We start from the raw sequence: 21,982 nt of genomic DNA on the forward strand, positions 1-21,982 counted from the left end.
CTCATTAATAGAACAGAATGAGCTATGTAATGCTTTAATCAAACTAGATTTGCTGCTGCGGTGAGTCAATGGTTGCATAAATGGCTGTTGAGCCATCTTTGTTAAGCTGCATCACTTTATAAGGAATAGACATTTTTTATTTAGCAGCTTTGTACTTAGAGACTTTATACTTAGAGACCTTGCACTTAGAAGTCTTGTATTTAGAGGTCTTATATCTAATAGATTTGACTCTGTGTATGGTCAAAGCAACAAGGGTTTTAATCTATGTTGCTCAGTGTGCCATAGTCGCGTCAGTGAGTGACATATCTAATATCTTGTCATCGAATCTAGTGGTCAACATCGTATATTGATCCGTATTCAGTTTGGGTAATTCTCTGATAAAAGCCACCATCGCCCACATTCTGTCATCATCATGAGAGGCTCCCCATGCTGGCATACCTGATGCCATAATACCGTGTTTAATAGCCCAAAATCCTTGTCTTGCACCAGCCTCACTTTGATAGCGATCAACGATATCTGCATTGGTAAAGTTTGGCGGTTTTGGGTAGAGGTTGTTACTCAAGTCTGTACTTGTGATACCGGGTGATAAATGACAGCCTGCACACATATCCTTATAGTCTGCGCCACCTGAGCTTATCATTTTTACCTTTTCTAAATTTGGAACCAAGATATCTGTACTTGCCCATTGAATTGAGCGATTGCGAGCGGTTTCTAACAAGTTGTAGACGATTGGACTGTGTTTCTGATCAGCACCAACGTTGACGATACCACTTGTGATAACAACAAAAATACCAATTACGATGGCTGTAATAGCGAATAATATGCCCAATAAAAATTTCATACGTTCATCCAAAAGAACTATTTTGTCACTCACCACTATCTAATGAATAAAATCGACTAAGTAGTGATGAGTGTTGAACAAAGTTATTTCTTAAGAAGCGCTGTTATTAGTAACACAGTGTTTTTTATACATCGCTTTCATTTTTTCCATATTGGCCATCATTGCTTTCATTGATGGATCGTTCATATCCATCTTGCTATGATCCATTTTTTCCATCATCTGCATGTGCTTTTCCATCTTTTCACAATTCATTTGGTCTTTTTCAGCATGCATTTTTGGATCATGTGCCATAGCAGAGATTGAAACGACTAAGGCAATAGCGGTTGCTACGATTGATTTAGATAACCACATAAGTAATCCTTTTTTGGTTTGATAATAGTATTGATAGTTGAAGTTATTGAATCTGTCTAAAGTATAAATAAAAGTTTCTGACAGGAGCATGACTACAAAATGACAATATTGTCATTTTGCAGGTTTTGATCGATGTTGAAAGCGTAGTGGGTTTGGGAGATTTATGACTTGAAAAAGAATTTGCCATGACCAAAAAGAGATAGAGTGACAGCATTGAATCAAAACAGAAACAATCAAAAAGGTGCTGCTCAGTATTGTGGGGTGTAGCTGGTGAGTATTTGGATTAGGAAGAGCAAGGAATACGTTATCCAACTGGTAGAATCAAATGATTGGCAGTAAACTATTTGATGGCGTTGCTAGAGCGAAACAGGCTGGCGCACTCTATTACATCTTTATATAGTCGGTTCAATATAATTTGGATACAAGGAAGCCGAGTGAAAGTACTACAATTAGGATACTAAGCGAGACTGACACCGTATCTAATTTATAGAGGATTGACTACATGCTTTTTAAGGCACAACTATAATGATTTATTAAGGAAAGACTATGCATATTACGGCTAATTTCGACGCAGGTAATATTGATATTATTAATTTAGACGATAAAAAAGACATTCAATTAGCGATTCGTCCAGACGTTGGCGAAGAGTTTTTTCAGTGGTTTAACTTTCGTCTGTCCGGTCAGATAGGCGAGCAGTATGTTCTCAATATTATGAATGCCAGTGAGGCATCTTATCTGGAAGGGTGGGAGGATTACCAAGCGGTTGCGTCTTATGACCGTCAGGAATGGTTCCGTTTGCCAACCTCTTATACAGATGGCAAATTAACCATCGTGGCAGAGCTAGAATGCGAAACCATTCAAATTGCTTATTTTGCGCCCTACAGCTATGAGCGTCATCAAGATTTATTGGCGGCAGTGCAAACGCACCCGTTGGTAACGTTAGAGCACTTAGGCGAAACGCTTGATAAGCGCGATTTGACGCTAGTTAAAATTGGTGATGGTGACAGTAATAGTGATGTGAATAAGCGTAATATATGGATTACTGCTCGTCAGCACCCTGGTGAAACGATGGCTGAATGGTTGGTCGAAGGTTTATTGTATAGCTTGTTAGACAGTGATAATGCGACAGGAAAACAGCTACTAGACAAAGCAAACTTCTACATCGTTCCTAATATGAATCCCGACGGTAGCGTGCGCGGACACCTGCGTACTAACGCGGTAGGAACCAATTTAAACCGTGAATGGGAAAGCCCAAGCTTAGAGAAAAGCCCTGAAGTATTTCATGTGATTAATAAAATGAAAGAAACCGGCGTTGACCTCTTTTATGATGTGCATGGCGATGAAGCACTGCCGTATGTATTCCTTGCAGGCTCTCAAGGGACGCCCAGTTATAGTGACCGTCTCGCACATTTACGTGATAGATTTTCAGACGTATTAAAGTTAGCCAGTGCTGACTTTCAGTCTGAGGTTGGCTATGAGATTGATGCACCGAGTGCTGCCAATATGACCGTTGCAACCAATTGGGTTGCTGAGCATTTTGATTGCCTTGCTAATACATTAGAGATGCCATTTAAAGATAATGATAACCTGCCTGATGAAGAGATGGGCTGGTCACCAGAGCGCTCTGCTAAATTAGGTGAGGCGTCATTAGTGGCAATGCTTGCTGTGGTAGATGATTTACGTTAATTTTAGATAAGTAAGAGAAAAATCCAACGTTTTTTATCAGTGCAATGCCATTAATATCACAACGATATTAATGGCATTTTTAGGTTTGAGATAACACGAAATTGCGCTTATTGACCGTTTGATAAGGCTCAGATTAAACACAGCCAATACGATGAAAAACGTATTGGATTATAGTATTTAGGCTTACTTTTATGAATGGTTAAGCCTTAATGAAAATAGCTTCTTCACTCAAGCGTGACTTAGGTATCTTGGCATTAAAGTCTTCATCACTGCGGTACCCAAACGATACCACTGCCACAGCAGAGTATCCTTTGCTACGTAAGTCGAACTCTGTATCAAGTGCCTGTAAGTCAACACCTTCCATAGGTACGGTATCAATACCCAAAAGCGCGCTGCCCAATAGTACCCCGCCCATGTTGAGATATACCTGTTTGGCAAGCCAATGTGGCTCATCTTTGGTATCGAATCGATGCATATCTAAGAACAATTGGCGACCTTGATGCATCTGTGCTTTGAATTCTGGCTGCGCATAACGACCGTCTTGATCTTCTTTTTCTAACACCGCCTGCATGTATTCATCGTCGGCATGAATACGAGTACAAAAAACCACCACGTGTGAGGCATCTAGCACTTTAGGCGTATTAAAGTGAAAGGCCCCTTGAGTGCTTTTGGCAATACGTGCTTTGCCTGCGTCATCATCTGCAATCACAAAACTCCATGGCTGAATGTTGGTGCTTGATGGACTCATTTGTAACATGTCTTTTATTTGCTCAAAATCCTCAGCAGATATTTTTTTGTTCGCATCAAATACTTTAGTGCTGTAACGCCAGTTTAGCGCTGCGTTAATGGTTTTCATAATAGTCCTTAAGTATAGCTGGCTTTAGTTTTTTAGCCAGCTTTTGATATGAATGTGTTGTGGCTTTAAGCGTTGTCAGACCAGCCTTCAAGTACGATTTTACCGTGAGCTTCTCTGTTCTCTAGCATTTGATGGGCATGGCGTAAGTTATTAGCAGTAATATTACCAAGCTCATGAGCAATGGTGGTTTTTAGTTGACCGGCATCAATCATGGTGGCTACTTGGTTTAACAAATGATGCTGCTCAATCATGTCAGGTGTATTAAACATCGAGCGGGCAAACATAAACTCCCAATGTAGGCTCAAGCTTTTTAGTTTCAATGCGTTGGCATCTAGGGTTTTAGGGTCATCAATGAGTCCCAATTTGCCTTGTGGCTTTAAGCACTCGATGATTTCTGCAAAATGCTCTTCGGTGTTGTTAAGGCTCACCACGTAATCCACTTCAGTAATGCCTGTTTTTTTCAGCTCATCTGACAATGGATTGTGATGATTAATCACGTAATCTGCGCCTAGCGTTTTTAACCACTTGACGCTCTCATCTCGTGAGGCAGTACCAATAATTACTGCCTGCGTTCTGGTTTTTAGCAACTGAGTCATGATTGAACCCACGCCACCTGCTGCACCAACCACTAAAATAGTCGGACGGCTTTCCGTCGTTTTTGTATCATCAGAATTTTCGCTAGGAGCAACGGGCACTTGCAAACGATCAAACAACATCTCCCACGCTGTGATGGTGGTTAAGGGTAAGGCGGCGGCTTCAGAAAATGACAGTGATTCTGGCATACGTCCTACAATACGCTCATCAACTAATTGGTACTCGGCATTGCTTCCTGAGCGGGTCAAATCACCAGCGTAATAGACGCGGTCGCCTATTGAAAACAAGCTAACATCCTCGCCAACGGCAGTGACCACACCCGCAGCATCCCAGCCAATAACGGCAAACTCATCCTTTGGTGCTGGTCTTGATTCACGGATTTTATAATCCACAGGGTTGACTGAGATGGCTTTTACTTCTACCAAAACGTCACGGCCTGATGCCACTGGTGTGTCTATAGTAATGTCTTGTAACGCCATCTCGTTATTGATGGGTAAGTTGTCTTGATATCCGATTGCTTTCATAGTCGTAGTCCTAAATATTTGTTTGTGGGTATGGAATAAAAATTATAGTGTGGGCGTTAATATCTGTTGGGTGTGTTGCATGAGCTTGGCAATGGCTGTTTTATTCAGGGCATCGCTATGAGGTGTGCCAAATTCGCCTCTCTCATCACCATGTTCACCGTCTTTGATGTCATTATCGAAATATCGACCTGCCTCAGATGTAAATTCATCGGCAATGGCCAGTGCTACTAAGATGTCAGCGCCTTTATCTGCTGGAGACCAGTGCTGTCCGTAAGCATCATTTGCCATGCGGGTGTTGAGTAATGAGCCGGGGTTAACGGCAATCACGTTGATATCATCGGCTTCTACCTGTTCAGCCAGTGCCATACTCCACATGGTTAAAGCCAGTTTGCTTTGTGCATAGGCATCTTGGTCGTTCAGTTTGGTGTGCCCAGTCATGGCTTGTGACGATACGACTTGCTGCGCCGCCGAGCTTAAATTGATAATACGGGCAGGCAGGCTATCGCTAAGTGTGTCGTTAGATTCTTCGACCGCTGATGCACTCATTAACGGTAGTAACGCTTGGGTTAATAGGTAAGGGGCAAAGTAATTCACCACAAAGCGCACATCGAACCCTGTCTCAGTCTGAGCGTTTGCTACTTTGAACACGCCCGCATTATTAATTAGTACATCCAAATGTATTCCGGCAGCTGTAAACTTGCTTGTTACTGCATCAGCCATATGCTGAACATCGGTTAACGACGCAAAATCAGCCACGAAGCCATCAACGTCTACTTGCTGATTGGCTTGGGTTGCAGCGGTTTTGACTTCTGCAATCACATCGGCAAGCTTATTGGTATCTCTACCATGCAGATAGATATTGTGACCCAGTTGTGCGAGTTTGATAGCGGCCAATTTACCAATACCATCGGTACTGCCTGTGATTAAAATAGTCTTTTTCATTTTTTATCCTTATTTATTTTTAAATGGTTTATTTTTAAAGCCGTGTTATTTATTCGATGTTTTCGATCAGGGTTTATAATAATCAATCTGATTACCTGTAACCAGTAGCGACCAGCGAAAACACTTTCAATATATTTTTGAAAGTCATATGAGTTTTAGTATCTGCTGAATAAGGTGTTATCTAAAGACAGCGGATCAGTTAGATTAATCAGCTGCTACTACTCATCAACTAGCAATCGACTGATAGACGAACTTTAGAATGGTGCAAAACGATCGGGTTGACTGTGTGGCACTGTCCATCGTTGATTGGCATCAATATCACTATGAAGTCCGACACCACGCGGCACTTGCATATTATCACCATACAGCCACAGCACCATGTTTGTGCGTGTGCCACTGGTAATAGGATGGGCTGCGTGCGGCACATTGCCTCGGTGAATAATCGCCATGCCAGGCTCAAAGATGGCTTGTTTACTCTGACCTAAATGACGATCGACAAAATCGACTTCTGACCCTGTAAAGGGTTCATCTATCAAATTTAAGTTGATATTTATCGTCACTGCTGATGCATCAGTATGGAGTTGCAGCGATGTGTCACCTGTGGGCTGATATTGAATCGAAAACCCAAAGGTTTGAGTGTCGTAGCCATAAACATCTGCAAACAGTAAGCGAGCGATGGGTCGCACATAGCGATTCATGATCTCATGATAAAACGCCTGAAAATGGGGCGCGGCGATATAACCTGTTGATCGTGCATCCAGCATCGCTCCATTGCGATTTAACGCAATACCATAAGGCAGACGTATTGGAATATTGGCATCTGCCACCGCTTGTAAATAACGACGAAGCTGAGACAATTGTGTTGGGTCAAAAAACTGACCTTGGTAGACATTAGGTAAAATCTCTTGCCACAAGTCTTTTACCGCCATTTCTGTCGCAGGTGTCTTCCACGCTTGTGTCACAGCGTTACGTAGTTTTGGGTCAAATAATGAGTTATCAAGTACAGGCAAGTCCGTCTCAATGGCTTCCCATTCTGTCCATGCCTGCTCAAATAACTGACTATTTTGATGCCAGAAATGCTCTACTGAAGGCGCACGTCTTAGCATGTCTGATTTTGAAGGCAGTGGTAAGTTGCGCGCTTGCTGTAGTGGGCTTACGTGATCGCTTTGCTCAGTGTTGAGTGCAATGTTGAGAGCAGTATCAGGCTGTTCGATAGTGTGCATAATGAGTCTCCAAATGTAGGGGTAGATCTTATGTACACATATTACTATAATTAATTATTTTGATAATCAGCAGGTTTAGCGAAACAGTTTCAATAATTTTTATATAATGATAAATGCATTAGTGTCAGCAACTCGTTGTTACCGCTAATTCAATTACAGCTAAGCTAACCAAGGCGACACGATGAAGAATTTGCAGGATTTACGTATTTTTATTGAAACTGCTCGTTTGGGTAGTTTGTCTGCCTGTGCGCGCTACTTAGATCTGTCGCCAGCGGTGGTGAGTGCAGCCGTAAAACGGTTGGAAGCCGAAATTGAAACGGTATTGTTTGTTCGCTCAACCCGCCGGCTACGTTTGACCAGTAAAGGTGAGCAGTATTTAAAGCATTGCCGAGATGCCGTGGCTATTTTAGACAACGCTTATGCAGGATTGCATGATAATGATGCCGAGTTGACCGGTACGATTCGGCTGTCTGCATCGTCAGATTTGGGGCGAAATTTGGTGTTGCCATGGTTGGATGATTTTATGCAAATCCATCCCAAAGTGACGGTGCAGCTACACATGTCAGACAGCTATGTAGATCTATATGGGCAACAGATTGATTTGGCGTTGCGCTATGGTGCGCCCAAAGATTCGTCGCTCGTGGCATTACCCATTGTGTTGAACAATCGTCCGATACTATGTGCCTCAAAGGTATATTTGGACAAGGTTGACAATAATATTGGCTCGCCGAAAATCCCTGAAGACTTAACTCAGCATAATTGCTTGTGTTTGGGACATGACGAAAAGTATTTGAGTGAGTGGACTTTTGAAAAAGAGGGCAAGACCAAACGTGTGGCAGTGGCTGGCAATCGGCGAAGTAAAGATGGTGATGTGGTACGGCGCTGGGCCGTGGCAGGTCAGGGTATTGCCCTGAAATCACAGTTAGATATAGCTGCAGATTTAAAAGCAGGGCGATTGGTTGAAGTGGCGTTGGACGGCTGGCAAGTGGCCAACTATCCGCTATATTTGATTTGTCCAGAACGGCGATTGATAGATCCGCTGTTTAATGCGGTTAAAGAATATCTGATTGAGCGGGTAGAGGGAGTGTTGGCATAGATTTTTAGTCAACATAGCCATTGTCGCAGAATGTTTTACGTTTTAAGTGGTCTATCAATCAATAAATAACATGCCTTAGTGTAAATCGATAAACTTACTGAGACGTAATAATGCGCTAACAAGACAGTTCGCGAAGTCTCTCCTTTAGTTTTGGAGATGTAAATTCCAAAAAGCTTTTCATCTTTTGCGGCAAATATTTTCGAGTCTTGTGCAGCAAATGTATAGGGGTTTCATCAGGTTCAAACTCAGCTAGTATGATATTAAGATCACCTTTATCTATCGCCTCTTTCACTTGATAATGCAGTTGTTGAGTGATGCCCACACCCTTTATAGCAGCATTAACCGCAGAGTCACTATCATTGACTGTGAGTCTTGGTAAAATATCTACATGAGCGGGGAGTCCAGAATCAGGAAGGTTGTAGCTCCAATAAGGGGTGGTCATTACTGTACTTAATGATATGCAGGAGAGGTGCGTTAAATCATAAGGGGATTCAATCTTGCAATGATTAGATAAAAATAATTGACTTGCACAAGTCACTGTTCGCATACGACCCACTTGAGTCGCGACCATTGTGCTATCTGGCAACTTGCCTATTCTAATTGCCATATCTACATCATCTTCGAATAGATTGATATTTCTATCGGACAACAAGAGCTGCACATTTATATTTGAATATAAGGACAAAAATTCAATAACAATGGGTAATACGTATAGCCTGCCAAACATAACGGGTGCAGTTATAACCAAATCACCTCTTGGTTCTGAATACTCTCCTTTCGCTTTACTTTCGGCCTCTTCAACCTGCTCCAGTATTCTCTTACAAGCTTTTATATAATCGTATCCAGAATCAGTTAAAGACAGTTTTCTGGTGGTTCTATGCAATAAACGAATACCCAACTGATTTTCAAGTTCAGATATCTTTCTACTTAGGGTTGGCAGCGGTATGTTCAAGCTTTTGCTTGCCGCAGAAAAGCTGCCAAGTTCTACGACTTTGATCAGCATAGACATTGCTTGTAATCGATCCATAATTGTCTCATTTATTGAAAATATGATTATCAAATTTACAGTATTATCTTTTAAATAACAAAATGTCATACTGAACATGTCGAAATCAATAGGAGAACTATCTTATGAGCACCTTATCTCAGGCAAATTCACAAGTCGCGATTGCCTACGATCATGTTGGTATTAGAGTCAGTAATCGACAAGAAGCGATTGCGTTTTATGAGCGTCTTGGATTCGCAGAAACCTATCGCATACCTGAAGGTGAGGCGAATGAAATGGTCACTTCGGCTGGTGTACGAATCAATCTTATTTTTAATGGCGCAAAAACAAAAGATCAAAAAAACGTCCTACTGGATGAACCGATTAAAAGGCCAGGCATGACTCATCCAGCCTTTATCATTCAAGACATAGCTGCCTTACAAATCTGGCTACTGAAAGAAGGGATAGAAATCACAGAAGGCCCTAAACAATTAGGTCCAAGAAGGATTACGTTATTCATTCGTGATCCAGATGGAAATGTACTGGAATTTAATCAACTACTGTCTGAGGAAAAAAATTATGAGACTGTATGATTTAGCGCTATCAGGAAACTGCTATAAAGTAAGGCTATTTGCCTCGTTTATCGATACGCCTTTAACGATTGTGCCTGTTGACTTCATGAATGGCGAACACAAAACAGAAGCAATACTTAAATTAAATCCTTGGGGAGAAATCCCAATTTTAGAAGACGGATCCGTCATATTAAGAGACTCACAAGCCATATTGGTATACCTAGCCAATAATTATGGTGGTGAAGCATGGTGGCCGAGTGAAGCACATCTGCAAGCTGATGTGATGCAGTGGTTGTCTGTTGCTTCTAATGAGATACAATATGGCCCCAACGTAGCACGTTTGATTAAGAAGTTCGGTTTGGAAAGTGATTGGGAGCAAGCTTCAGAGCGTTCACATAGCATCTTAACCTTAATAGACAATCATCTCGGTAGTCACCATTGGCTAGCCGCCAGCCGTCCTACTATTGCTGACTGCGCAGTTTATCCATACATTTCAACGGCACACGAAGGCGATATTGATATAGACAGCTATCGCAATATTCAGGCATGGATGAATCGTCTACAGCAATTACCAAATTATATCTCTATGCCTGGGAACTAACCTTGGTTCATGATAAATACGGTGCTGTGTCTTGGATGGCAGTACTCTTTTTTGCCAATATATGGCGAAATTGTTTAACCTAGAATGACTAGGCATCAAAAATTTCACTGCATATTGTCTAAAAAATAGTCACTGCCAGCACCACATTTGAGTATTCAACAGACCCTAGTGGTTTTTAGAGCAAGTTCCAATTAACTAGCCCCTTTAAAGCGCAGTAAGCGTAACGCATTCAACGTGACCAATACGGTCGCGCCAGTATCAGCCAATACAGCGATCCATAGCCCAGTGATACCCAGTACAGTAGTGATTAGAAATATGGACTTTAGACCAAGCGCAAATATCACATTTTGATGAATGTTGGACATGGTGGCACGTGACAGGGCAATGAGATGAGCAACGTCTGTGACGCGACTTTTTAATAATGCGATATCGGCTGTCTCGATGGCGACATCCGTACCGCCGCCCATGGCGATGCCCACATCTGCGGTTGCTAGTGCTGGCGCATCGTTAATACCATCACCAATCATCGCTACTTTGCTATTACCTTTCATCTCATTCAACAAGCGTAGTTTGTCTTCGGGCAACAGCTCAGCTTGCCATTCTATCTCTAAATGACTAGCAAGCGCCTGAGCGGTCAGACGGTTGTCACCTGTGAGCATCACAGAGCGCACACCCATCGCTTTGAGCTGCGCCACGCCTGCCTGAGCATCCTCTCGCAACTCGTCTCGTAGCGCGACCAACCCAAGCAATTCACGGCTTTGCTCATCGAACAGCACGGAGACCGTCTTACCCTCATTTTGCAGTGCTTCAATTTGTGCATTTTGTTCGAGTGATATCGACGTTTCATTGGCTGCGTAGACGGGTGAGCCGATGGCTAACGGACGCCCAGCTATCGTCGCATGTACTGCTTTGCCCGCAGTGGCATAAGCCCTAGAAGCTACTGGTATAGAAATATTAGTAGCTTTGGCATGATCGATGATCGCTTTTGCAAGTGGATGACTAGAGGCAGACTCGACACTGGCAAACAGCGCCAACACCTCATTTTGACTCTCAGATCCTATATGCTCTTGTACTATGTGTCCCTGTGCTATGTGCCTCTGTGTAAAGGCAATAACATCGGTAACGCGAGGCTTGCCTTCAGTCAACGTACCCGTCTTATCAAAAGCCACGACATTCACGCGACCAATGGTCTCTAAAGCGCTACCGCCTTTGATGAGTAAGCCGCGACGTGTACCGACAGCCAACCCTGACGCGATGGCGGCCGGAGTAGATAGGACGAGTGCGCAAGGACAGGCAATTAGCAACAGTGCAAAACCACGATATAGCCAAGTCGCCCATTCTCCTCCCATCGCTAACGGCGGCACGATAATAACCAGTGCGGCAATCGCCATCACTGCTGGAGTGTAATAACGACTGAATTTTTCAATGAAACGGGCAGTAGGGGCTTTAGAGGCTTGCGCTTGCTCTACCAGAGTAATAATGCGCGCAATGGTGTTGTCGGCCGCGGTCTTTTCTACACGGACTTGCAGCACTCCTTCCATGTTGATGGAGCCTGCGAATACCGTATCGCCTATCGTTTTGGCAACGGGTATGGATTCGCCAGTGACAGGTGAGTCATCAAGATTAGAGTCACCTTGAACAACGACACCATCAGCAGATACTTTATCACCAGGACGTACCAAGACCAAATCATTGACCTGTAATGAGACTGCAGGAACGTTACGCTGTCCGCCTTGTGCATCAAGCAAAATCGCAGTCTTTGGAACCAATGATACCAATGCTCTGATACCAGCACGTGCATGATCAGCCGCCACGCTCTCTAGTAATTCGCCAACTGAAAACAAGAAGACAACAGCCGCAGCCTCTTCAGCTTCACCAATGATAAGCGCACCAATTGCCGCGATAGACATCAGCATTTCAATTGAAAACGGGGTGCCTGTCATTGCCAAGGTCATAGATTTTCGGGCAAAGGGAAAAACGCCCACAATAACGGCAATAGCGAATGCCCACATTCCATAATCAGGAAAAATTAGTGCTAACGCGTAGGCGGCACTCATCAAGACACCCAGACCAACCACTTGCTTGCCTTTTCGGGTTTGCCACCAACGCTGTTGCTGCGTATCTAACGGATTGTCACCAATGCCGTCTGCTGCGATTGCTTGATCAGTAGTGGCAGATATACCAAAACCAAGGCGCTTGATGGTTTTTTCGACATCACTGAACTGAGTCTCTGAATCAGAGGCCAACGTTAGCTCTAACTTTTCAGTCGCAAAATTAAGCTGTATGTCAGAGACACCCGGCATACGTGCTAATGCAGTTTCAATCTTTCTGACGCAACTGGCACAGTCCATACCTTCAATACGATATTGCATAATAATTCGTCCTACTATAAGCGTTCTTTTGATAACGCTATTGTGAACCCTATAGTGGCTTCAGAGTCAAGGCCGTTTTTAGGTAACTGTACAAACTTGATTTTCTCAGTGTTAAACCTTATAGTTACTTTAATGTTTTCAATTTTGAGATGACTTTGAAATAACTTCAAGAGAACTGTGAGATAACTTTGGAATAACGATGCTAATAAAAATTGGAGAGCTCGCTAAGCGCACAGGCGCGACAGTAGAAACCATTCGCTATTACGAAAAAGAAAAGCTATTACCAGAACCTTCCCGTAGTGAAGGGAATTATCGCTTATATCGTGAAAACCATATTGAACGTCTACAGTTTATCCTGCACTGTCGCACACTTGATATGACGTTGGATGAAGTACGCACCTTACTGCAGTATTGGGAAGAACCTGACAGAGACTGCGGCGATGTCGATACCTTATTGGATGAACATATTCATGCAGTGGAAGTACGTATAGAGGAATTAAAGCAGTTGAAGCAGCATCTAAATGTTTTGCGGCAGAAATGCGTCAGTAGGGCGCCCGCGAAGTCATGCGGCATATTAAATGCGCTTGCCGACAACTCCTGCCATAACGAATAATATGGATAATAGTTGTTAATGCCAGCGATATTGCCAAATAACTATGTGGATTTATATAGGCAGTAGATTGATCCGCTGTTTAATGCTGTCAGAGCATACTTGATTGGGCGGTTAGAGGGAGTATCCGTAGTCTATTTTAAGTGGTTCCATTATATTGGTCTGTTTTGAGTGGTCTGTTAATAGGTTTGAAGAGTGAAATAGCTAGTTCCGCTAGGGTATGCCTATATCGAACCAGTCAGGTACTTTCACTGCTTCGGTTCCTTAGTGAGAACTTGAACATCCGACTCTATAATATTGCTATCAAGAGTTTAATTTTTTGAGATAGTAAGAGGGCACTTGTTGAAATGGCTGATGTTGTTCAAAGTCACTGCTGCTGCTGCTGCTGCTGCTGCTGCTGCTGCTGCTGCTGCTGAGAAGAAGGAATGGTGAAATTCGTGAAAGCCTTATTTCACTTGATGTAGCGGTGCTTTTAGATAAATTTAGTTAGAAAGGTAGTTTTTAATCAATTCAGTGCGTAAACCTTTTTCCCAGATGTCTTTTGCATAGACCTCTGCTTTGCTATCAGCTGTATTTTTAATTAAGTACTCATCTATTTTCTTTATCACCAGCTTAATTTCATTCCTATCCAATCGATAGAATTCGTGATATGGAAAGAATTCAACACATTTACTATCAATTATTTTATTAAAAATTTCTGGATATGGATCCAATATTGCTTCTTCCAGAAGCTTAATAAACCCTCTACCAGCGAACTCACTATAATCGAAAGATATACACTCATCACCCTCTTCAGGACTTGTTATATAACTTGTGGAAAAGACTGACATAGTTACTACCTTTGTAATAAGTTGCTTAATAATAACCTATGCTATCGATTTCGTAATCATGCAATCCATATCTAACATGAGTAGTTCGACTCCTGTATAGCGCACCGAACAGGATTTAACATTAATAAGCTCTATTACAATTAGTGTATTTACGACTTATTAAATCAAATTCATACCAGAAATCCCACATGTATCTATCATCTGCATTGAATACTATCCTAACTCCACGTTCAACTTCCCAACACCAGCTAAATATAAGCTTAAGCTTTTGATAATGCATTTCAACCTCGGGAAATGGGATAGTTAATACATAATTACCTGCTTTATCATATACCTTTGCTACAAAGTCTGTATTTCTAGAGAATGTTTCTTTATTAAAAATCAAAAAGTAATCGAAATTATCCAAAAGCGTAACATCACCATACTCGAAGTCGATTTCAAAATTATTCAGTAGTGCTAATTTTTCGCGATTATTTAAATTCATTTCTCTTCTCCTCTCTTTTAGAGCTAGTTCATTAGTAAAATTTCATAATTTTATGGATAGCTCAAGTGGAAATTAGGTTCGTTATAACAAATCTTAGAGATAATTTTTTTTCGAAAATCTCACATGATGTACATTACCAAGTACACCGCGACTACCTAAATAACTCAAGATACTGATACCATTAACCTACAGCCAGAGATTCAAGTCCTCACTAGGGTATCGCCCTTGTTACAACAACCCTATGTTTAAGAAAATCAAATATTTTGGTTGTCCTATAGTGATAAACTTAGCTTTGATAAGTATCAAACTAAATTTGTAAGGAATAGATATGGTGACGAGTACAAGTTTATTTGCTGTATTCCTAATAGCATTGGGAATTGTTTTGTCTCCCGGACCAAATATGATGTATCTGGTTTCAAGATCTATATCACAAGGACGTATTGCAGGAATGATATCTCTAGCAGGCATTGGGGCAGGGTTTTTATTCTATATGATTGCCTCAGCTATCGGCTTAGCTACCTTGTTTAAAGCAATTCCAATAATGTATGACATTATAAGAATTTCAGGTGCTATATATTTAGGTTACTTAGCTTGGAACATGATTAAACCGAAAGGTAAATCACTATTTGTAGCTGAAGAGCTTAAACCTCACTCACCCCTAAACTTGTTTTCAATGGGATTCGTCACTAATTTATTAAACCCTAAAATTGCACTGATGTATGCAGCTCTCATTCCACAATTCATTGATCCAGCCAACGGCTCTACTTTTAGTCAATTTATACAGTTAGGTATGGTTCAAATAGTGATAGCTATTACAGTTAATGGACTTATTGTACTCAGTGCTTCTACAATCAAAAATACGATAGTTAAAAAACCCTCTGTAATGCTTGCACAAAGATGGGTATCAGGTACGGTACTTGGTTTATTTGCCCTCAGCATGTTAAGACAGAAATCACCTACTGGCTAAAAGAGTAAATGAGCACTCAAAACAGCCGACTGCTCCCATAAACACACGTTATGATAATTTTTTTTAGCGGAAAAAGTCGGTTTAGGGTGGTCTGATTAAGCTATTGAAATAGTCATCAAAATACCACTAACACTTCGTTTGTCCCATCAAGCTGATTTTGTTTGAAGTAATGTTTTAAAGCACTGGAAGAAGACGCTCCGTTAGCAATATGAAGGGTAAGCATGCGACATATCTTATTTGAAACAGTAGGCGTCAAAAAGAAAAGATTAATATGTCATCGAGCACTGTTCTTAAGCTTCTTTATCTATGATTGCTTCGCTTATTTTTTATATATTGTTTGATTGAAATAATAATTAAAGCTATTAAAACTGGATAAATAATGAAAACATCTACTCTTATTATTGCCCCAACTTGTGTTTTAGACCATATATCGATATAAATTTCCCATACAATATATAGGAGTATGGCAACTATCGTTACCATTTGCATTTTGGTTATTTTTTTCACAGGTCTTCTCTCTTATTTACTTTCAAGATATGTTGGAAATGCATAAGTATGCGCAAATACTTTAGCTTGCTCATCCCATTTCCTGTCTTTTTGCGTTTCTTCAAATACAGTATTAATAGCTGTAGTTTGAATAAAGTTCATATTTTTACAGGCAGTCGTGAATACAGTTAATGCTAAAATTAACTGTATTTCAAAGTTTTTATATAGCACTTGTTCCATTCTATGACCCAGTAAACCTTTAAGGAATACTTAAAATTCGTTAACTGTGTCAATCACAAACTGACGAGAAGCCTCACCATCTATAATATGATACTGAATTTGGCGTGTTTTACTTTGTGGATTGGCATTGCTATCGTTTTCTAAATAGAGTGGGAAACGTCTAACCAATACATTCTCAACCAATGCAAACGCATCATGACCCATATAACCTTGTTTGAGTTTATCAGTCAGCTCTGGATAAGAGACTTCACGCCATGACAGCCCTTTATTGCTCGAATAAGCAATCACGTCACCATATGAGCCGCTACCCACACTTTGAGTGAATACCAGAATGTCATGATATCCATCGCCATTCATATCACCCACATCAGCACTAACAACAGGATCGCTAATTGATCGCTCGATAATGTCTTCACCCATGGGCTGAATCTGCAAGATATAACCACCATTGCCGTCAGAGGTACTGGTCACTTGAGTAGAAAAATCACCATAGTTGAGTGATGTAGCGTATTGCGAGTTATCCAATTGTCGAGTATCCAGCGTATCGCTTAATTTTTGATATACGCCACCAAGCGTTGCACCGCCGCTACAATAAAAAGCTGTTTTTTGTAGATGGGATTTTTCGCCTTCAATGGATAAGCTATTGTCATCAAAGCGCAAATAGACGGGGTTATTATCTACCCAAAACTGATACCGTCCATCATTAGCTTTATGAAGTACGGTGTCTAATGTACAAGTAGGTTTCTTTTTGTCTATGCGAGAACGAATAGACAAACTAATAGTGTCTGGACCAGCATCACGTACGCTGATCGCAAACCAGTCGTAACCCTCGTTACGCTTTGTATAGCCGTCTGTGACGTAATCGCCAGTTATATTGTTAGTATATTTATCGGTTACGGTTGTTGTAGGTAGGTTTTTTTGTAAAACCGTTGTTGTCTCGAGGCTCTGCTTATTGGTGTTCTGGCACGCAGTCAGACTTAATATCAGTATGCTGAGCAGTAACGTTTTTCTCATAATAATTTTTAGTCCTTCAGAAGATTGTTATATAGGCAATCCATAATAAATTCAGTACAGCCGATATCATTTGGCAATTTAAGAAAACCATTATCCATTCTTGGTGTGGAATATTGGTTTGTACCCATTTTTTCTAGATGGGATCTAAGTCAGGGCACTAGGATAGTGGAGTTCAAAGCCTGTGACCGTGTCTATTCAGTAACCTTTTTACTTGTTTATGAAAATTTGATGATTAGGCATAAGCTGCGTTTTATGCTTGGGAGAAGCAGTGCTTTTGCATATAAAATGACAATAACGTTGCATTATTTTTTGATTTCCCGTTGCTAAAATAGAGTAGTACTCGATGCTTGCAAAACGATTCAAATTATCATTCGTAATACATCAGATTTATCTTTACAATCTCCCCTCATTTACACTATCAGATAGATTTAAGGTGAGTATTCCATGCTTTTGAGTATAGTTTACATTATTGGTATTACAGCAGAGGCAATGACAGGTGCATTAAGTGCGGGACGACAAAATATGGATTGGTTTGGCGTTATGCTTATCGCGAGTGTAACAGCGATAGGTGGTGGTAGTATAAGAGATATCCTGCTTGGTAATTATCCCTTAACTTGGGTAGAACATCCTGAGTATTTATTAATTGTTTGTGTGGCTGGGCTTATAACGACCTGGTTGGCGAGATGGGTTGTTAAATTTAATGGTGTTTTTATGCGTTTGGATGCTTTGGGGTTAGCGGCCTTTAGCATTATTGGTTGCCAAGTAGGGCTTAACATGGGACTTCACTATGGTGTTTGTGTGGTTGCTGCCATTGTAACAGGCGTTTTTGGCGGGTTGCTGCGTGATTTAATATGTCGCCAAACTCCATTAGTTTTGCATCATGAGTTATACGCTTCAGTTTCTTTGATCGTTGCGTGTTTATATTTAACACTCCAGTATTTTACTGTTAGTAGCAATATTAGTGTCATTGTTAGTTTGGTTGCTGGTTATTTAATCCGTATGGCAGCGGTTAGAGCAAAGTGGCGATTACCCGTATTCCATTTGTTAGAAACTTCTAAATAAAATAGTGGACCCACCGTTATAAGAATGTCTACGAGCGAGCTGTGTTATTTTAGAGAGTCATTACCACCTGTGAACATCTCATTTTTAACACAGCTATTTAATACAGTTTGACTGCGATTTATCTCATTTTTATCGTCATGTTCAAAATGAGGACACGCCCTAATACTACTATAGAGTGAGCGTAATTTTACCCACTGCTTTACCTGATTCAAGATGGTCATGCGCGCGCGCTACCTCCCAAATAGAGTAGTTACTATCATCTATGATAGGCGTGATTTTGCCAGTATCAACCAGCTTTGCAATCATTGTCAGGATACGACCGTGCGATTCATGGTTGATGCCATGAAATAATGGAATGAGCACCAAAACACCGTGAAAGGATAAGGCTTTGAGAGCAACTTGCAATGGATCCGCAATGGGTAAAATAGTGGCGACATGGCCATTGAATCTAACGGCTTGAAAAGATTTTTGTATATTATCACCAGCTACCGTATCGAAAATTTTGTCGAAACCCACGCCGTTAGTATACGTCGCCACATAATCATCAACCTCCGCTGTTGTATAATCCACTAGATGATCCGCGCCTAGTGTTTGTGCTAATGCACTATTAGCAGGAGAGTAGGTAGCGGTGACTGTCGCGCCAAGTACTTTTGCTAGCTGAACGGCAATATGACCAACGCCCCCTGTTGCACCATGAATCAAGATGTTATCGCCTTCTTTGACATTCATTTTTTGTACGAGTGCCTCATAAGAAGTGAGTGCGACCAACGGTAGGGCTGCGGCTTGCTTCATACTGAGTGTTTTAGGTTTTTTAGCCATTAAACGCACATCAACTAACATGAATTCAGCAAGTGCACCATCAGTACCGTTGAGACCACCAGCCATACCGTAAACTTCGTCACCAACACTAAATTCAGTGACGCCGGCACCTATCTCGCTCACAATACCAGCTACATCACCGTGTAGTATCTCTGGCAAATCCTCCGACCAAGGCAGCTCGACTGAGCGCAGCATGGTATCAATAGGGTTCACACTAGTGGCTTTCACTGCCACAACCATATGACCTAGTGTTGCCGTTGGTTTTGGTTTTTCTGCCAATTGAAAAACTGCAGTTGTACCGATTTCTTTAATAATCATCGCTTTCATGTTATTACCCTTTACTGGTGTGAATGTCTTATTGTTTGTTTCAGGACAATCAGTTTAGGCGTTGCTAATCCAGCAAACCATTACCCAGTAAACAAATTACTTTTGCTTTTTGAGCAAGCCATGGTTACAGTTAAATGGAATACCTATCAACTTAATAGAGGAGTGGCAATGAGCTCAATAAATCGATTGGCATATTTTAATAGTGTTGTCGAAACCGGTAGCATTTCAGAGGCCAGCCGCATCTTTGATGTACAGCCGTCTTCCATTTCACGGCAGTTAGCAGTGCTTGAGAAAGAGTTGGGGGTACGTCTACTCAATAAAACGACCAGAAACACCAGTTTGACTGAAGCGGGGCACAAATATTACGAATACTCTCAGCGAATTGTGTCAGAGTTTGATAATGCCAAAAGAGCTGTTAATGACTTACAAATAACGCCACAGGGTAAGCTTAAAATAAGCATGACAGTCGGTTTTGGTGAAAGTATGGTATTACCATTGATACCGAAATTTATGTCGTTATATCCAGATATTGATATAAAAATTGAGTTAACAGAGCGGGTTGTAGATCTTATAGAAGAAAATATTGACGTGGCTATTCGAAGTGGACGCTTATCTGATTCGACCATGATTGCCCGACGCTTGGTATTTAATGATTTTCTACTGTGTGCAAGCCCCCAATATTTAAAAAATAATGGCACGCCTCGTAGCATTGATGATCTAGCTGATCACCAATGTATCCGATATGGTTATAACGGTTGGAAAGAGTGGTTTTTGATAGAAGAAGATCGTAAAAAGTTGATGATTAATAGTCAGGTTTCAGTGAACTCAGTGAATGGTCAGAAGCAGCTGGTATTGAATCATACAGGTCTGACGCTAATCCCATTGTGGGCTGTTAAAAGTGAATTGGCGAACGGGTCATTGGTTCGAGTCATGCCAGATCATGTTTTTAGTCCCTATGAAGAACTTAGTGCTACTTACGCTATTTATTTAAAGCGAGATATGGTCTCACCAAAAACACGCGTTTTTTTAGATTTTTTGGTAGAGCACATGATAGCGATTTGAGTTTGGGTCTACAGCTTGATCGCACAAATTTTTATAGTCGATGACTGCTAAATTTACTTTCATGAAGGTTGATGTTCTTAAAGACCGAGTATGAATAGTTTATGAAAAAATAGGAGCGCGCCCAATCCGCAGATTATTTCATATACGATACATGCCTAGGCACTCATGATTTGATGAATGCTTCTAAATTTAAAATGACTTATTACTCTTAAATATCAGCCTATGGAGCTTTCATGACATCTAAATTATTTATCAGTGGCTCAATTATGCTAGCCCTTGCTGGAATGTCTGGGCTGATGGAAAGCTTATTTTACGGTGGCATTGCTTCTGATGGCGTGCTTCAAGACAGCTTGTTTTTACCTCTGACTTTTATTTTTTTAGCCTTAGCAGTAATCCTTTATTGCTTATCACTAATCATGCAGGTAAAAACAAGCGTGACAGGGACTCAAATGAACTAAACACTTATTCCACAACCACATTATCAATCAGTGTCATCTTTTCGCCCGCTTTAAACGTCAGAGCATGAACACTAGACCTGACGTTTTTATTTTGGTCAGTCTCTGTTGGGTACTGACGTATAGTGACAAAGATGAATATCAAATACTAAATCAAAAGTAACTCTCTTTAACCTTAAAGTATTAACGTTATGTATATTGTGAAGTACCTTACTACTATCTCAACAATTCAAACTATTGGTGTCATTTGCACATAGGGCCGTAGATTCAAGTCCTCACTAGGTTACCAAACCGGTGAAGGCGCATGACTGGTTCGACATAGATATACTCAAAATAACAGATATTAGAGTAGTTTTATCATTCTGACATCTGTTATTTTAGTGCCTTCGTATAGCTCTTCATGACATTGGCCGTCAGACTCAAAACCAAATTTTTCATAGAAATTAATCGCAGATAGATTGGTTTGTAAAACCCATAAAGATAGACTAGAGCAGCTATTACACTGAAAAGCATCAATTAGAGCTGCGTTCATTCATTAACTTAGTACCTATCCCTAAATTTTGATATTGCGGTAGAAGATATAGAGTGGTTATTTCACACTTGTAATCTTTCTTAAAGTAAGAAATAAATCCTACAGTGGTATTATCAGCATCATATGCTATCCATGTGTTCACACCAGAGCTAGGTAATACTTTCCCCCACATCTCCATTTTTTGAGATAAGTTATTTTCCTTGTCTCTATACATTTTGGGTAAAAGCTCCGAATACGTAGCATTCCAACTTTCAAAGTGTATATTAGCAATATCTGATACATCGGTCTGGTTTGCCTTACGTGTAAAAAACATGTAGCACTCCATAGTTGAATGTTAGGATAGTACTACAGCGTAGCAAAAAATACATCATCTGAGGTTTCTAAACAATCCCGAAATTGTCGAAGGCCAAAGCTCCTTCATCGAATCGTATAACAGACGTTATAACAAATG

24 protein-coding genes are annotated in these 21,982 nt (G+C 40.9%); 9 read left to right on the forward strand and 15 right to left on the reverse strand.

The window, feature by feature from the left end; genetic code table 11:
• Window positions 1–271: 271 nt before the first annotated feature.
• Window positions 272–841, reverse strand: a complete 570-nt coding sequence (locus I6E83_RS13415; protein ID WP_197102580.1) for a c-type cytochrome — start codon at window positions 839–841, stop codon at window positions 272–274.
• A 90-nt stretch (window positions 842–931) separates the two neighbouring features.
• Window positions 932–1,192 carry a hypothetical protein gene (locus tag I6E83_RS13420; RefSeq protein ID WP_197102581.1) on the reverse strand — a complete coding sequence of 87 codons (261 nt, stop codon included), beginning with the start codon at window positions 1,190–1,192 and terminating at the stop codon, window positions 932–934.
• Between the two features lie 546 nt (window positions 1,193–1,738).
• Between I6E83_RS13420 and I6E83_RS13425 the strand changes: the two genes are divergently transcribed.
• Complete coding sequence (locus I6E83_RS13425) at window positions 1,739–2,878, forward strand: M14-type cytosolic carboxypeptidase (protein ID WP_197102583.1); 1,140 nt, start codon at window positions 1,739–1,741, stop codon at window positions 2,876–2,878.
• Window positions 2,879–3,077: 199 nt separating this feature from the next.
• Here I6E83_RS13425 and nfsB read toward each other — a convergent pair whose 3' ends face one another.
• The 4 genes from nfsB to I6E83_RS13445 all read right to left on the reverse strand — a co-directional run bounded on the left by nfsB (window position 3,078) and on the right by I6E83_RS13445 (window position 7,017).
• On the reverse strand, window positions 3,078–3,734 hold the full coding sequence (gene nfsB, locus I6E83_RS13430) for an oxygen-insensitive NAD(P)H nitroreductase (RefSeq protein WP_197102585.1): 657 nt from the start codon (window positions 3,732–3,734) through the stop codon (window positions 3,078–3,080).
• A gap of 65 nt (window positions 3,735–3,799) precedes the next feature.
• Window positions 3,800–4,852, reverse strand: a complete 1,053-nt coding sequence (locus I6E83_RS13435) for a zinc-binding alcohol dehydrogenase family protein (RefSeq protein WP_197102587.1) — start codon at window positions 4,850–4,852, stop codon at window positions 3,800–3,802.
• 42 nt (window positions 4,853–4,894) lie between these two features.
• On the reverse strand, window positions 4,895–5,794 hold the full coding sequence (locus I6E83_RS13440) for an SDR family NAD(P)-dependent oxidoreductase (protein ID WP_197102589.1): 900 nt from the start codon (window positions 5,792–5,794) through the stop codon (window positions 4,895–4,897).
• 254 nt (window positions 5,795–6,048) lie between these two features.
• Complete coding sequence (locus I6E83_RS13445) at window positions 6,049–7,017, reverse strand: hypothetical protein (protein WP_197102591.1); 969 nt, start codon at window positions 7,015–7,017, stop codon at window positions 6,049–6,051.
• 181 nt (window positions 7,018–7,198) lie between these two features.
• On the opposite strand from I6E83_RS13445, the gene I6E83_RS13450 reads away from it, so the two are divergent.
• A complete protein-coding gene (locus I6E83_RS13450; protein ID WP_197102593.1) occupies window positions 7,199–8,113 on the forward strand; it encodes a LysR family transcriptional regulator in 915 nt (304 codons plus the stop codon).
• A gap of 115 nt (window positions 8,114–8,228) precedes the next feature.
• Here the strand turns inward: I6E83_RS13450 and I6E83_RS13455 are convergent, their stop codons facing one another.
• Window positions 8,229–9,140, reverse strand: coding sequence for a LysR family transcriptional regulator (locus I6E83_RS13455; protein ID WP_197102595.1), 912 nt, complete (start codon window positions 9,138–9,140; stop codon window positions 8,229–8,231).
• A 104-nt stretch (window positions 9,141–9,244) separates the two neighbouring features.
• Between I6E83_RS13455 and I6E83_RS13460 the strand changes: the two genes are divergently transcribed.
• Both I6E83_RS13460 and I6E83_RS13465 read left to right on the forward strand, forming a co-directional pair.
• Window positions 9,245–9,691, forward strand: a complete 447-nt coding sequence (locus tag I6E83_RS13460) for a VOC family protein (RefSeq protein ID WP_197102597.1) — start codon at window positions 9,245–9,247, stop codon at window positions 9,689–9,691.
• Window positions 9,678–10,271 carry a glutathione S-transferase family protein gene (locus tag I6E83_RS13465; RefSeq protein ID WP_197102599.1) on the forward strand — a complete coding sequence of 198 codons (594 nt, stop codon included), beginning with the start codon at window positions 9,678–9,680 and terminating at the stop codon, window positions 10,269–10,271. The genes I6E83_RS13460 and I6E83_RS13465 overlap by 14 nt, the downstream gene beginning before the upstream one ends.
• A 191-nt stretch (window positions 10,272–10,462) precedes the next feature.
• Here the strand turns inward: I6E83_RS13465 and I6E83_RS13470 are convergent, their stop codons facing one another.
• Window positions 10,463–12,643 (reverse strand): heavy metal translocating P-type ATPase, encoded by a 2,181-nt coding sequence (locus tag I6E83_RS13470; protein WP_197102601.1) that lies wholly within the window; start codon window positions 12,641–12,643, stop codon window positions 10,463–10,465.
• Window positions 12,644–12,842: 199 nt separating this feature from the next.
• Between I6E83_RS13470 and cadR the strand changes: the two genes are divergently transcribed.
• On the forward strand, window positions 12,843–13,256 hold the full coding sequence (gene cadR, locus I6E83_RS13475; RefSeq protein WP_110923360.1) for a Cd(II)/Pb(II)-responsive transcriptional regulator: 414 nt from the start codon (window positions 12,843–12,845) through the stop codon (window positions 13,254–13,256).
• Window positions 13,257–13,735: 479 nt separating this feature from the next.
• Here the strand turns inward: cadR and I6E83_RS13480 are convergent, their stop codons facing one another.
• Window positions 13,736–14,083, reverse strand: a complete 348-nt coding sequence (locus I6E83_RS13480; protein ID WP_110923361.1) for a hypothetical protein — start codon at window positions 14,081–14,083, stop codon at window positions 13,736–13,738.
• 121 nt (window positions 14,084–14,204) lie between these two features.
• A complete protein-coding gene (locus tag I6E83_RS13485) occupies window positions 14,205–14,567 on the reverse strand; it encodes a hypothetical protein (RefSeq protein WP_110923362.1) in 363 nt (120 codons plus the stop codon).
• Between the two features lie 328 nt (window positions 14,568–14,895).
• Here I6E83_RS13485 and I6E83_RS13490 point away from each other — a divergent pair, with 328 nt between their 5' ends.
• Window positions 14,896–15,534 carry a LysE family translocator gene (locus I6E83_RS13490; protein ID WP_197102603.1) on the forward strand — a complete coding sequence of 213 codons (639 nt, stop codon included), beginning with the start codon at window positions 14,896–14,898 and terminating at the stop codon, window positions 15,532–15,534.
• 519 nt (window positions 15,535–16,053) lie between these two features.
• Here the strand turns inward: I6E83_RS13490 and I6E83_RS13495 are convergent.
• Together I6E83_RS13495 and I6E83_RS13500 are read right to left on the reverse strand one after the other, a co-directional pair.
• Complete coding sequence (locus tag I6E83_RS13495) at window positions 16,054–16,260, reverse strand: hypothetical protein (RefSeq protein ID WP_197102605.1); 207 nt, start codon at window positions 16,258–16,260, stop codon at window positions 16,054–16,056.
• 30 nt (window positions 16,261–16,290) lie between these two features.
• On the reverse strand, window positions 16,291–17,274 hold the full coding sequence (locus I6E83_RS13500) for a hypothetical protein (protein ID WP_197102607.1): 984 nt from the start codon (window positions 17,272–17,274) through the stop codon (window positions 16,291–16,293).
• 444 nt (window positions 17,275–17,718) lie between these two features.
• Here I6E83_RS13500 and I6E83_RS13505 point away from each other — a divergent pair, with 444 nt between their 5' ends.
• Window positions 17,719–18,336 (forward strand): trimeric intracellular cation channel family protein, encoded by a 618-nt coding sequence (locus I6E83_RS13505; RefSeq protein WP_197102609.1) that lies wholly within the window; start codon window positions 17,719–17,721, stop codon window positions 18,334–18,336.
• A 168-nt stretch (window positions 18,337–18,504) separates the two neighbouring features.
• Here I6E83_RS13505 and I6E83_RS13510 read toward each other — a convergent pair whose 3' ends face one another.
• On the reverse strand, window positions 18,505–19,482 hold the full coding sequence (locus I6E83_RS13510) for a zinc-dependent alcohol dehydrogenase family protein (protein WP_197102611.1): 978 nt from the start codon (window positions 19,480–19,482) through the stop codon (window positions 18,505–18,507).
• Between the two features lie 168 nt (window positions 19,483–19,650).
• Between I6E83_RS13510 and I6E83_RS13515 the strand changes: the two genes are divergently transcribed.
• Window positions 19,651–20,544 (forward strand): LysR family transcriptional regulator, encoded by an 894-nt coding sequence (locus I6E83_RS13515; RefSeq protein ID WP_197102613.1) that lies wholly within the window; start codon window positions 19,651–19,653, stop codon window positions 20,542–20,544.
• Between the two features lie 233 nt (window positions 20,545–20,777).
• Window positions 20,778–21,002 (forward strand): hypothetical protein, encoded by a 225-nt coding sequence (locus tag I6E83_RS13520; protein ID WP_194196758.1) that lies wholly within the window; start codon window positions 20,778–20,780, stop codon window positions 21,000–21,002.
• Window positions 21,003–21,342: 340 nt separating this feature from the next.
• Here the strand turns inward: I6E83_RS13520 and I6E83_RS14885 are convergent, their stop codons facing one another.
• Together I6E83_RS14885 and I6E83_RS14890 are read right to left on the reverse strand one after the other, a co-directional pair.
• Complete coding sequence (locus tag I6E83_RS14885; protein WP_265091222.1) at window positions 21,343–21,531, reverse strand: GNAT family N-acetyltransferase; 189 nt, start codon at window positions 21,529–21,531, stop codon at window positions 21,343–21,345.
• A complete protein-coding gene (locus I6E83_RS14890) occupies window positions 21,512–21,844 on the reverse strand; it encodes a GNAT family N-acetyltransferase (RefSeq protein ID WP_265091223.1) in 333 nt (110 codons plus the stop codon). The genes I6E83_RS14885 and I6E83_RS14890 overlap by 20 nt, the downstream gene beginning before the upstream one ends.
• Window positions 21,845–21,982 lie beyond the last annotated feature (138 nt).

Source organism: Psychrobacter sp. SZ93C1, from assembly GCF_015864635.1.
GTDB classification, from domain to species: Bacteria; Pseudomonadota; Gammaproteobacteria; order Pseudomonadales; family Moraxellaceae; genus Psychrobacter; species Psychrobacter fozii.